Source organism: Agrobacterium sp. SORGH_AS 787 (genome assembly GCF_030819035.1).
In the GTDB taxonomy this organism is placed as follows: Bacteria; Pseudomonadota; Alphaproteobacteria; order Rhizobiales; family Rhizobiaceae; genus Agrobacterium; species Agrobacterium larrymoorei_B.
The window spans coordinates 241,069-254,145 of record NZ_JAUTBG010000001.1; the positions used below are offsets into that span (position 1 = coordinate 241,069).

General features: G+C 59.8%; 9 protein-coding genes. All 9 read left to right on the plus strand.

Annotated elements, in window-relative coordinates:
- Positions 1 to 71: 71 nt before the first annotated feature.
- The 9 genes from QE435_RS01025 (at position 72) to QE435_RS01065 (ending at position 13,075) form a co-directional block, all read left to right on the plus strand.
- A complete protein-coding gene (locus QE435_RS01025; RefSeq protein ID WP_349039885.1) occupies positions 72 to 1,457 on the plus strand; it encodes an FAD-linked oxidase C-terminal domain-containing protein in 1,386 nt (461 codons plus the stop codon).
- A gap of 25 nt (positions 1,458 to 1,482) precedes the next feature.
- A complete protein-coding gene (locus tag QE435_RS01030; protein ID WP_349039886.1) occupies positions 1,483 to 3,849 on the plus strand; it encodes a molybdopterin-dependent oxidoreductase in 2,367 nt (788 codons plus the stop codon).
- Positions 3,850 to 4,199: 350 nt separating this feature from the next.
- Positions 4,200 to 5,864 (plus strand): ABC transporter substrate-binding protein, encoded by a 1,665-nt coding sequence (locus tag QE435_RS01035; protein WP_349039887.1) that lies wholly within the window; start codon positions 4,200 to 4,202, stop codon positions 5,862 to 5,864.
- Between the two features lie 23 nt (positions 5,865 to 5,887).
- Positions 5,888 to 6,898 (plus strand): ABC transporter permease, encoded by a 1,011-nt coding sequence (locus QE435_RS01040; RefSeq protein ID WP_349039888.1) that lies wholly within the window; start codon positions 5,888 to 5,890, stop codon positions 6,896 to 6,898.
- Positions 6,895 to 7,740: an ABC transporter permease gene (locus tag QE435_RS01045; protein ID WP_349039889.1), complete on the plus strand. Its 846-nt coding sequence runs from the start codon at positions 6,895 to 6,897 to the stop codon at positions 7,738 to 7,740. The genes QE435_RS01040 and QE435_RS01045 overlap by 4 nt, the downstream gene beginning before the upstream one ends.
- Positions 7,719 to 9,437 (plus strand): ABC transporter ATP-binding protein, encoded by a 1,719-nt coding sequence (locus QE435_RS01050; RefSeq protein ID WP_349039890.1) that lies wholly within the window; start codon positions 7,719 to 7,721, stop codon positions 9,435 to 9,437. The genes QE435_RS01045 and QE435_RS01050 overlap by 22 nt, the downstream gene beginning before the upstream one ends.
- Entirely contained in the window at positions 9,434 to 10,534 is a 1,101-nt protein-coding gene (locus tag QE435_RS01055) for an LLM class flavin-dependent oxidoreductase (protein ID WP_349039891.1), read from the plus strand. The genes QE435_RS01050 and QE435_RS01055 overlap by 4 nt, the downstream gene beginning before the upstream one ends.
- 140 nt (positions 10,535 to 10,674) lie before the next feature.
- Complete coding sequence (locus QE435_RS01060; protein WP_309769103.1) at positions 10,675 to 11,778, plus strand: LLM class flavin-dependent oxidoreductase; 1,104 nt, start codon at positions 10,675 to 10,677, stop codon at positions 11,776 to 11,778.
- Between the two features lie 118 nt (positions 11,779 to 11,896).
- Complete coding sequence (locus tag QE435_RS01065) at positions 11,897 to 13,075, plus strand: acyl-CoA dehydrogenase family protein (RefSeq protein WP_349039892.1); 1,179 nt, start codon at positions 11,897 to 11,899, stop codon at positions 13,073 to 13,075.
- Positions 13,076 to 13,077 lie beyond the last annotated feature (2 nt).

Sequence of the window (13,077 nt, forward strand, 5' to 3'; positions counted from 1 at the left end):
CATAGCGAAGGCGTTGGCAGCCCGTCTACCTCAAGAGAGCGGCCGACGTTTCGCATCTAGTGGAATGATTCATGACCAGATTGTCCACCGCCCTCTCGCAATCCTTGCAGAGTTTGCTTGGCGAGCGATTTTCCACGTCGACTGCTCTGCGGGAGCAACACGGGCAAGGCGAAGCCCATTACGCAGCCGCCCTTCCCGATGCCGTCGCCTTCGCCGAAACCACTGAGGAAGTGTCGAAGATCGTCAGGCTCTGCGCTGACCAGAACGTGCCGGTTATCGCCTTTGGTGCGGGGACTTCGTTGGAAGGACATCTCGCTGCGGTTCAAGGGGGCGTATCCATCGATCTCTCGCGCATGTCGAAGATCCTCCGCGTCAGCCCGGAAGATCTGGATTGCTCCGTAGAGGCCGGGGTGACGAGGGAGCAACTGAATGCTGACCTGCGGGATATGGGATTATTTTTCCCGATCGATCCCGGCGCCAATGCCTCACTCGGCGGCATGGCCGCCACCCGCGCCTCCGGCACCAATGCGGTGCGCTATGGCACCATGCGCGAAAACGTCCTCGGGCTGACGGTGGTGCTACCGAGCGGACAGATCATCAAGACCGGTGGCCGGGCGCGAAAATCCTCGGCAGGTTACGATCTGACGCGGCTTTTCGTCGGCTCTGAAGGCACACTCGGGATCATCACCGAGATCACGCTTCGCCTTTACGGCATACCGGAGACCATCTCGGCAGCGCTTTGCTCGTTCGAAAATGTCGATCAGGCGGTCGCGACAGCCATCCAGGTCGTACAGCTCGGCATCCCGGTGGCGCGCATGGAATTGATGGACCGCGGACTGATCAAAGCCGTGAACGACTATTCAGGGCTCGATCTCAAAATCCGCGACACGTTGGCCTTTGAGTTTCATGGCTCGCCTGCGGGTGTGCAGGAACAGGTCGAGATGGTGTCGTCAATCGTCGAAGAGAATGGCGGGCAGGATTTCGAATGGGCAAACACCCCTGAGGATCGTAACCGGCTATGGAAGGCCCGCCACAACGCTTTTTATGCTGTAGTATCGCAGAGACCGAACGCCAAGGGCTGGTCATCGGATGTATGTGTGCCGGTCTCGAAGCTCGGCGACTGCATCGTCGCCACGCGAGAGCTCTTAAAGGAATGCAGCGTTCCAGCCGCTATTCTCGGGCATGTGGGGGACGGCAATTACCATGTCGTCTTCGCGGTCGATCCGGCCAACGCCGAAGAGCTTGCCGAGGTCGCGGCAATCAACAAGAAGATGGTTCGCTACGCGCTATCGGCAGGCGGCACCTCCACCGGCGAGCATGGCGTCGGCACCGGCAAGATCGCCTATCTTCGCGAAGAACATGGCGATGCGGTCGATCTGATGGCGGTCATCAAGCAGGCTGTCGATCCCGCTGGAATCATGAATCCCGGAAAAATTCTGGCCGGACAGCGCGCTTGAACTCCCGTGAGGGTGAGAGGTCACAATGAACGTCTTCAAATCCCACAGTTCTCACTGGGGCGCTTTTTCCGGACGCCTTGCCAATGGCCGTTTGGAAATCAGACCGCACGAAGGTGATCCTTACCCCTCGCCCCTGCTCGGTAATCTGCCTGCCATTGCAGACAGTCCTGCGCGTGTCCGAAATCCCGCGGTCCGACGCGGATGGCTGGAAGCCGGTAGCAATCACAGAGACCGGCGCGGCGCCGACGAGTTCGTGGAAGTGTCCTGGGAACAGGCGGAAGCGCTCGTTGCGGCAGAGCTCGCCCGCATTTATGATCGCCATGGCCCGGCTTCAGTGTTTGGCGGTTCCTATGGCTGGGCAAGTGCGGGGCGATTTCACCATGCGCAGAGCCAGATCCATCGCTTCTTGAACGTGCTGGGCGGCTATGTACGGTCCGTCAACACCTATAGTTCAGGCGCGGCGATGGTCATCATACCGCATGTCCTTGGACCGTATGACAGCTTCGACCGAAAGAGCGTTACCTGGGACGCGATAGAGCGCAGCACGGAACTTGTGTTGGCCTTCGGCGGAATGGCGATCCGCAATGCCGACGTCCATGGCGGCGGCATCAGCCAGCATCTGGTCCGGCAAAAGCTGACGGGCGCCCAAAAGCGGGGCGCTCGCTTTGTTTCCGTGAGTCCCTTGAGGGACGACTTTGCCGAAGACCTGAAACCTGAATGGCTGGCGATCACACCCGGCACCGACGTCGCGCTTATGCTTGGCTTGGCATACACGCTTGTTACCGAAAGGCTACATGATCACGCATTTCTCCGGCGCTACACCGTGGGATACGACACGTTCGAGACGTATCTTCTGGGAAAAGAAGACGGCCGGCCGAAGAGCGCGGACTGGGCAGCGTCAATCTGTGGGATCGATGCTGAAACGATCCGAGCCCTTGCGCGAAGAATGGCAAGTAACCGCACCCTGATCACCGTCAGTCACTCGCTCCAGCGAGCCGATTTTGGCGAACAGCCGGTGTGGATGGGGATCGTGCTGGCAGCGATGCTCGGCCAGATCGGGCTCGATGGCGGCGGCTTTTCCTACTCGCTCGGCGCGCTTGGCAATATCGGCAAGACGCTGCTGGCGGTTCCTCTACCGACACTCAACCAGTTCAAAAATCCTGTCGCAGATTATATTCCCTGCGCCCGGATCGCCGATATGCTTCTCGATCCCGGCGGAGAGTTTCACTATAACGGCCACAGCTTACGCTATCCGGATATCCGTCTCGTTTATTGGGCGGGTGGCAATCCGTTTCATCACCATCAGGACATCAATCGCCTGCGTGCGGCATTCAAGCGTCCCGAGACGATCATCGTTCACGAGTCTGCCTGGACGTCGACGGCGCGACATGCCGACATCGTGCTTCCGGCCACAACCACGCTGGAACGTGACGATATCGGCGCTGCAGACCGCGACCCCCTGATGATTGCAATGAAACGGCTGATCGATCCCGTCGGTGCGGCAAGAGACGATTACGATATCTTCGCCGGAATCGCGCAGCAACTCGGAAAGTCAGATGCGTTTACCGAAGGGCGCAGCAGCCGCGAATGGCTGGCCGTTCTCTACGAAACAACCCGCTCGGCGCTGGAAGCGCAGGGCCACGACGCGCCGGATTTCGAAACATTCTGGCAGCGCGGCGAGCTTGTCCTGCCGACGAAGGCTGATGGTGGTGGCCCGGCCCATGCCTTTCGGGCAGATCCGGAGGCCGCGCCGCTGCCGACACCTTCGGGAAAGATCGAGATATTCTCAAGGACGGTCGAGAGCTTCGGTTATGACGACTGCAAGGGCCATCCACGCTGGTACCCGGCGCGAAGCGAAACTGACGGTGAAGCGGATCACTATCCGCTTCACCTCGTCTGCAACCAGCCCCGGCAGCGGCTGCACAGCCAGCTCGACTACGGCGATTTCAGCCGTTCCACCAAGGTCAAAGAGCGAGAGCCTGTTCGTATCCATCCGGAGGATGCCAGCCGACGCGGTATTTCCGAGGGCGATATTGTCCGACTCTTCAATGCAAGAGGCAGCTGCCTTGCAGGCGCGCTCTTGAGCGACGACGTGATGCCAGGCGTTCTGCAGCTTTCGACGGGCGCCTGGTTCGAGCCGGACGATCCCGCGGCAAAGCGGACGATGTGCATCCACGGCAACCCCAACATGCTGACCCGCGATACCGGCACCTCGAAGCTCGCACAGGGCTCGACCGGCCAGATTGCCAGGGTCGAGGTCGAGCGCTATGCGGGCGAACCGCCGAAGGTAAGAATCTTCGAGGCCATCACTTTCGGAACGGGCGGCGAGGAATTGGCGGTCTCACGCCGATACGCGTCAAAGCCGGCCGGCACTGGTTCCAGCCGACGCTGAAACAGCAATCCAACCAGCAGCGAAAATGGCGGCAAATTAATCCCCTAAAACTATAGAAAAAGAACAACCAGTCTTTCTCTCTGCCGCGTCGCTGTTAGATTAGGCGTCAAGATAAACAGATCAACGCAAGGGGGCTGCTCATGACCGAACTATGTAGAAGCGAGCGCGCTCTTAACGCTGGCAAGCGTTCGACACGTTCTGGCCAGCGCTAACAGCACGCTCTTTCTTTCATCGACAGGCTTTCGACATCTCGTCGCGTGCGCGGCGGGAACGGACATTCGTATGCTTTTCGGGCCCGTTCGACAGCCAGATCATCCCAAGATTTTCAATATTTCACTCAGGACTACATCATGGTCAGACATCTCTCACTGCCTTCTTTTTCCCGACGCAAGCTGCTGGTCACGGCGTCGATCGCAGCGTCCGCGGCGCTCTTCCTTTCGGCCACGACACCGCTGCCAGTACAGGCAGCGGACCGCCCGCATGATGGCGGCGATATCACATTCCTCATCGACTCCCTCGGCGATACATGGATTCCCAACAACAGCGCCATATCGAGCTTTCAGGGCCACATCTGGGGCCATGTCACCGACAAGCTCGTCTATGTCGATGCCGAGGGCAAGGTGAGCCCGTGGATCGCTGAGAAGTGGGAGCAGAACGACACGGCGACGGAGTTCACGCTTCACCTGAAGAGCGGCGTGACCTTTTCGGACGGCGAACCCCTGGACGCGAATGCTGTCGTTGCCAATCTGAACATCTGGTATGCGGGCCGCAAGAACGAAGGCATCAACCCGATCGGCCTCTTCCCCAAAACCTATGACCGTGCCGAAGCCGTGGATGCGAAAACCGTGAAGGTTTTCTTCAAGAAGCCAACGCTCGGCTTCATTCCGACGCTCGGCTATCACGGCTCGATCCTGATCTCTCCCAAGACGATCGACCAGCCTGCGAGCGTCCAGGCGGACCTCAGCAAAACGGTTGGCAGCGGCCCCTATGTCGTGGAAAGCTGGAAGGAGGGCGATCACGTCACCCTCGTCAAGCGTAAGGATTACAACTGGGGACCGGCTGCGGTCGGCCATACGGGTCCTGCCTATCTCGACAGCATTACCTATAAGCTCGTTTCCGAGCCATCGCTTCGCGTGGCATCGGTTCAGTCCGGCCAGGCAGATGTCGCCTATAATGCCTCTCCCCAGGAACTGAAGTCGCTGAAGGAAGAAGGCTTCACAATCGCCACGCCGCGCTATCTCGGCTTCGTCAATGGTTGGGCGGTCAATACCAAGCTTGCGCCTTACGACGATGTGAAGGTTCGCCAGGCGCTTCAGGCGGCGATCAACCGCCAGGAGATCATCGACACGGTCTATACGCCGGACTGGAAGCTCGCGACCTCCTTCATTCAGAGCAATGTGCCCGGCGCGACCGACCATAGCGACCTGCTCGCCTATAACCCCGGCAAGGCGGAAAAGCTTCTGGATGAAGCGGGCTGGGTAAAGGGTGCCAACGGTGTGCGCGTCAAGGATGGCAAACCGCTGGAGATCACCCTTCACTCCAACCCCTATCTTGCAACCTCCAAGTCGGTCGATGAGCTGATTGCCCAGCAGCTTGGCAAGGTGGGCTGGAAGGTGAATATCCGCGCTTACGACGTCGTGACCTTCGGCGAAAAGGTCAAATTCGGCGGGTCTGCGGTTCCAGCTTACGAAGTCACGCGCAGCTTCATCGACGCAGGCACGGTCGCCAGCATCCTGACCAATGCCAATAATGGTGAAAACTGGTTTGCACTGGATGAGCGCGACAGCGTGCTGAACGAACTACGCGACAAGATCGCCGGTGCGGGCTCGATCAAAGAGCGCAAGCCGCTGCTCGACAAGCTGCAGCAATATGTCCTGGAGCAGGGCTACTTCATTCCGCGGACGCAGATCGTTCAGCGCATCTACGTTCAGTCACCGAAGCTCAAGGGCGAGGTCTATAACGGCATTGCCTATGCCAGCTACTACACCGCCTACCTTTCCGACCTGTCCGAGTGAGATGAAAGCCAGGAGGTGACGCTATGAGCAACGCATACCTTACCTACGCCGCCAAGCGGCTCGGCCAGGCGATCATCGTCATCCTTCTGGCCTATGTCTTCACCTTCGTGGTCGTCAGCATCCTGCCTGGCGACCCGATCACAAGCGTGCTGCGCAATCCGCAAAACGGCTTTACCGAACAGGAAATCGCCGAAATCATTGCAGCGCAAGGCTTGGACAAGCCTATCCTCGTCCAGCTCTGGAATTCGCTTTCGGCCTTTCTGACCGGCGATCTCGGCATGTCGATGCGCTCCAACCGGCAGGTTTCGACGCTGATCGCCGAGGTCCTGCCTTCAACGCTGGTCCTTGCCGCCTCGGGCATTGCAGTGGCACTGACCTTGGCATTCGCAGTGGCTTATGGAACGCAGGTGGTGCCGAAGAAGTATGGGCAAGGAGTGCTGCGCGCCTTTCCCTCGCTGTTTCTATCGACGCCGAATTTCGTCATCGGTTTGTTCCTTATCCACCTCTTCGGCTTTCATCTGAGACTGTTTCGCGTTATCGAGCCCGACAGTTTCTGGGCGACTTTCTTCGCCGCCGTCACTATCGGTATCCCGTTTTCCGCACAGATCGCCGAAGTGCTGATCGCCAATCTCGATCACGAAGCTGAGCAGGATTATGCAGCCGTCGCCCGCAGTCGCGGCATCCCTCCCTCTCGCCTCTTCACCAGCCATCTTCTGAAGCCCGCTGCACTTCCGGTCGTCACCGTGATCGCGCTCACGGTGGGTGAACTTCTCGGTAATTCTCTGATCACGGAGACCGTCTTCGGGCGCACAGGGATCGGCAGCCTGGTGCAACGATCGGTCAGCACGCAGGACCTGCCGGTTCTGCAAGCCATCGTATCGCTCGGCGCTGTCGTCTTCGTCGTCGTCAACCTGATCGCAGATCTTCTCTATCCGCTTCTCGATCCGAGGGTGAAACTCATCGTCGACCGCAAACGCCGCCAGAGGGCCGCCAATGACGGTGCCCCCGCACTGGAAGCAGGAGCAAAGCCATGAGCCTTTTTTCCGATACAATCTCCGCTGCCAGTCCGCTGGAACGACTGAAAGGTCTCAACATCCCGGCGACCGTCGCGCTTTCCTTTCTGGTCATCGCAATCGTCGTTGCCTGGTCGGTCGCGCCGCAACTCTTCACCAGCCACAGCCCTATTAATGGCGTTCCGGCAGACAAGCTGCTCGCACCGAGTCTAGAGCATTGGTTCGGAACGGATCATCTGGGACGTGATGTCTATTCGCGTGTGGTCTATGGCACGGCATCTTCCGTCTCCAGCGCGCTCGTGGCCGTCGTCATCGGTGTGGTCATCGGAGGGGTGATCGGCCTTCTCGCAGGCTTCTTCGGGGGGTGGGTCGATATCGTTTTCGCCCGTTTTGTCGATGTGCTGCTATCGATCCCGAAATTCCTGCTTGCCGTCATCGTCGTGACCGCCATCGGCTTCGAGACCATCAACGCAGCGATCGCAACGGGCATATCGGCGATTGCCTTTTTTGCCCGCGTCGCACGTGCCGAAGTGATCAAGACGCGTCAGGCAACCTTTGTGGAGGCGTCCTTTCTGCTCGGTGGCTCGCGCGGCTTCATCGTCCTTCGCCACGTTCTTCCAAATGCCTCCCGCTCCATGCTGCCGCTTGCGGTGCTGCAATTCGGCGAGTCCATTCTCGTCATCGCCAGCCTTGCCTTCCTTGGCTACGGCGACCCACCACCCTCATCCGACTGGGGCCTGCTGATCTCGATCGGCAAGGACTATCTCAAATGGCCCTGGCTCGTTTATGCGCCCGCGTTCGTAACGATCGTGACCGTCCTCTCTGCAAACAGGATCAGCCGATGGCTTCGCAAATCGCATTGAAACCCGTCTTTCAGAAAACCGATTTCACCGCTCCAACACTCGTGCCTGCGACATCTCTGCTGAAAGTGGAAGAACTCTCGGTCTCCTATGGCCGGCAAGAAGTCGTCCATCATCTCGGCTTTGAGATCCTGCAGGGCGAGAGCCTCGCGCTGATCGGAGAATCAGGCTCTGGCAAATCCACAATCGCCAAGGCGGTGCTCAGGCTTCTGCCCAATGGGGCAAGCGCCTCCGGTCGTGTCCTCTTCGAAAAGGAGAATATTCTCGGACTTTCGGAGCGTCGTTTCAGGCCACTTCGAGGCCGTGACATAGGCTTTGTTCCGCAGGACCCGGCGAACGCGCTGAACCCCGTGAGGACGATCGGATCACAGGCTCAGGAGGCTGCTGCCTTGTCCGATCAAGCAGACCCGGCGGCGCGCAAATCGCTGATCCTCGATACTTTGGCAAAGGTCGGTCTCGACAACCCGCAACGCGTCTTCGAGTCCTATCCACACCAGCTCTCAGGCGGCATGCTGCAACGCGTGCTGATCGCCCTCGCGATCCTGCCACGGCCCTCGCTTCTGGTCGCCGACGAGCCGACCTCGGCGCTCGACGTCACCGTGCAGAAACGCATTCTCGACCTGCTGTCGCGGTTGAAGGAAGACCTGAACATCAGCATGCTGCTCATCACCCATGATCTTGCGATCGCGGCAGAACGGGCCGAAAGCCTGATCGTGTTGAAGAGCGGCGCCGTGCAGGAGGCGGGGCGAACATCTGCCGTCTTCTCCTCGCCAACCTCGTCCTATGCCCGGAAGCTGCATGGCGACGTTCCCGCGCTCAATCCGAGCCGCTATGCGACCTTGCGCGATCCCGGTTTCGATCGCCTCGGCGATAAGGGTAAGACAAAAATTTCCGTCAACGGCGTGACCAAGCGCTTTTCCGTCGATGGCAAGATGTTGACAGCGGTGGACAATATCTCCTTCTCGGTTGCCGCCGGCACGACCCACGCGCTAGTCGGCGAATCCGGTTCCGGCAAGACGACGACCATCCGCCTGCTGCTGGGGCTGGACGAGCCGGAAACCGGGTCGATCTCTGTCGCAGGCGAGCAAGTCAGCAGCAGGGACGTTTCGTCGCTTCGATCCGTATGGCGGCATCTTCAGCTTGTCTATCAAAACCCGTTTACATCGCTCGATCCCACATGGAAGGTCGAGCAGCTCGTTTGCGAGCCGCTGGACCGTTTCCAGATCGGCACGCGCGAAGAGCGCGCTGCCGCCGTCAGGCAAGCGCTTGCCGATGTCGGCTTGAGCGAGCATCTGCTACAGCGCAAGCCCTCCGCCCTTTCCGGCGGGCAGCGTCAACGTGTGGCGATCGCCCGCGCCCTCATTCTCAAACCAGACGTGATCGTGCTGGATGAACCGACCTCGGCTCTCGATGTCAGCGTCCAGGCCGATATTGTCGAGGTCCTCTTGTCGCTCCAGGCAAAGCTCGGCCTGACCTATGTCTTCGTCTCGCATGATCTGGCGCTGGTTCGTCAGCTCGCGCATACCGTTTCGGTCATGCAGAAGGGACGCATCGTCGAGCACGGCACCGTTTCGGACGTCTTTGGCAATCCGAAGCACGACTACACCCTGTCGCTTTTGAACTCGATCCCGTCCGGCACGGCTGGAACGTCCGCTGCACCTTCTATCCGGCCTGCCCGTCAAAAGGAGTACACCGCATGAATATGGCGGCGCCGTCTCTTAACCTCCCCGCCTCCTTCCGGCCAAAGCAACGGCTCGGTTTCAACACGCGGGTGTCGTTCAATGACGATGACGGCCCGGCCGAAGGGTTGAGGCAGGGTATCGAACTGTTCAAGCAGGCCGAACGGCTCGGCTATCAATCAGGCTGGGCTTATCAACGCCATTTCGACCACTACCTGTCTTCGCCCCTGCCCTTCTTCGCGGCCGCCGGACAACATACGCGCCACATCACGCTTGGCTCTGCCGTCATTCCCATGCGCTACCAAGACCCCATCCTGTTGGCCGAGGCGGCAGGAACCACCGATCTTCTGATTGGCGGTCGACTGGAGCTTGCGCTTGCGACGGGAGCGAACGGGGCATTCGATGCCGTTTTCGGCGCGGTCGAGACGGACGCCAGAACAGAGGCAAAGCGTCGTCAGTCCCGCTTTCTCGCCGCCATCTCCGGGGAAGTTCTTCACACTGTTACGGAGAAGGACAAAGGCGCTGCTCCAGGGGCTGAGTTGCGCGTTACGCCGCATAGCCCCAGCTTGCGAAGCCGCATCCGGCAAGGCTCTTCCAGCATCGCGTCGGCGATCCAGGCCGCCGAACTCGGCATCGGCCTCATTTGCGGAACGGTCCTGCACGATCAGGAGGACGGAGAAAGCTTCGGCCATTATCAGGCAAGGATCATCGAGGCATATCGCAGCCACTGGCTTCGCCTCTGGAAGACGACACCGCCGCCGGTTGCCGTGGCGGCATCCATTCTGGTGAGCACGACCCCGGAACTGCGCGCGACCTATGCAGCCTATGATCTTGAGCGGCGCACGGCCGGGATCGGAGCATCGCGTCCGAAGGGGGCGTTGCCGCCTGCAGGCCCGCCCGCGGGAGCAATGATTTCTCCCGTCTTTCAGGGCAAGCCTGATGAGGTAATAGATCGGGTCTTCAGTGATCCGGGACTGGCAGCGGCAGACGAACTCGTGCTGTTCCTGCCTCCTGCCTTTGGACTGTCCGAAAATGTCAGATTGCTCACGGATTTCGTCACCACGGTCGCTCCCTCTCTAGGATGGCGGGCCACACAACATCACGAAGGGCAGGAATAGGGGCCGCGAGGTTTTCGCTCGCGGGAGACGGGCTGGCAATATTTTCTACAATTTCCATAGAAATAGAAAGACCTGTCTTCCTCGCTCGCTCCCGTCCCTCTAGCCTTGATGCAGATTTACAGAGACCTCAAGGAGCTCCCATGGCTGCGGAATTCATCAGCGTCAGTTTTCCCAACGCGTCCAATGATTTGAACCCTATTCCCGATGCGCCGGTCGATCCACAGTTTTTGGAACGCTATGCGCGTGCGCTGGACGACTACGGATTCAACTACACACTCATCCCCTACTCGTCGTCGTCATTCGATCCCTTCACGATCGGAGCCACGGTGCTGGCCCATACCAAGAACATCAAGATCATCGTCGCGCTCAGGCCAAACACCGTCTACCCGACAGTTGCGGCCAAATCGCTTGCGACGCTCGATCAGCTGAGTGGGGGACGCGTCGTCGTTCACTTCATTGCCGGCGGCAGCGATGAAGAACAGGCGCGTGAAGGCGACTTTCTTAACAAGGAAGAGCGTTATGAGCGCCAGGAAGAGTATATCCGCATTCTACGGTTGGCATGGACATCGAAAGACCCCTTCGACTTCGACGGCAAGTATTACCAGTTCAAGCAGTTCCGCAGCTCCGTTCGCCCGACCAATGGCGTGATCCCGATCTCGCTCGGAGGCTCGTCCGATGCGGCCTACCGCATTGGCGGTTCGCTCTGCGATATCTTTGGCCTGTGGGGTGAGCCGCTGAAAGAAACCAAGGAACAGATCGACCGTATCTATGCCGAAGCGGCAAAAGCGGGACGAACGGATCGCCCGCGCATCTGGGTCACCTTCCGTCCCATCGTGGCAGAGACCGATGACCTTGCCTGGGAGAAGGCGCATCGCGTGCTCGACCAGTTGAACGCCAACCGCCAGAAGGGTCTCTCCCGCAGTCCTCTCAATGCGGCGACGCCCGCCAATATCGGCTCCCAACGGCTTCTCGATATCGCCAAGCGCGGCGATGTACATGACCGGGCGCTCTGGTATCCCACCGTGACCGCCACCAATGCAAGCGGCGCGACGACGGCGCTTGTTGGATCGCCCCGTACCATCGCAGACTCCATCCTCGATTACATCGATCTCGGCTGCGATCTGATCTCGATCCGCGGCTATGACAATTATAACGATGCTGTCGATTACGGCCGATACATCCTGCCTCTGGTGCGCGACGGCATCCGCGAGCGTGAGGACGCCAAGCGCAAGGCGGCCGCCTGAGCGCCATGCCGCAACCATGCCGTCCGGTGCCTCGATCGGACGGATTTTCCTCTCAAGTCAAAGAGGTGGCCGCAGCGAAACACTGCCTCGCTCCCTCAGCCATAAGGTCGTTGCCCGCATGTCTTACGATCCCATCACACTCGATTACGCCGTTCGTGAGGTGGCTGAGGCCGCACCGGAATCGGATCGCACCGGCACATTCCCCTGGGCCGGCATACGCGCGGTTCATCGGGCGGGGCTTCTCGAAAGCACCGTCGCGACGCGCTATGGCGGTCAGGGCGGGACGCTCAGCACGGCGGCGCATATTCTCGCGGCATTGGGGCGCGGCGATCCATCCGTCGCACTCATCACCGCCATGACCCTGTTCAATCATCTGGCCCAGGCGAAGAGAGGACATTGGCCGGAGGGGCTTTATAAGGAGCTCTTGTCGAAGGCCAGGCAAAAGCCACTCTTGCTGAACGCCGCTCGCGTTGAGCCCGAACTCGGCTCGCCTGCACGCGGCGGCCTTCCGGCCACGGTTGCGAGGAAAACGGCGAATGGCTGGTCGATCTCCGGCCGCAAGCGTTTCGTCACCGGCGCGCATGGTCTCACACATTTTCTCGTCTGGGCTCATACGGATGAGCCGCAGCCGCGTGTCGGAACCTTCGTCGTTCCAAACGGCCTGCCCGGTATCACCATTATCGAGAACTGGAAAAGCCTTGGAATGCGGGCAACCGGCTCGCACGACGTCGAGTACAGCAATGTCGAGATTCCGGCGGAAAACGTGCTTGATCTCGTCGATCCTTCGGTCGCCGAACAGGATAATCGAGGCCATGCCGCCATGACGCTTGCGCTGACAGCGATCTATCTCGGCGCGGCAGAAGCCGCTCAGGACGCCTTCATTCGTTTCGCCCACGAGCGTGTTCCAACCAATCTTGGCCGTCCCATTGCCAAGACGGAGCGCTTCATCACGCTTTCCGGTGAAATCGACCTTCTGGTATCCGGCGCGCGACAGATCATTTTCGGAGCGCTCGATGGCGATCTGAGCGATGCCGAGCGCCTGATCCGCGCGCGGCTTCTTGCCGGACGCCAGATCAGGGAAGCGGTTCAGATCGCCGTTCGCGGCATCGGCAATCCCGGTCTCAACGAAGACCTGGGCCTCGAACGCCACTTCCGCGACGTTCAATCCGTCCTCGTCCACGCCCCCCAGGAGGACACTTCCGTTGCGATCCTTGGCAAGGCTGCCTTTGACCGTTGGAACAAGGGCGAAAGCGTGCGAACATACCCGCCCAGTCTTGCCATCGTAAAAACGGCGTGAAG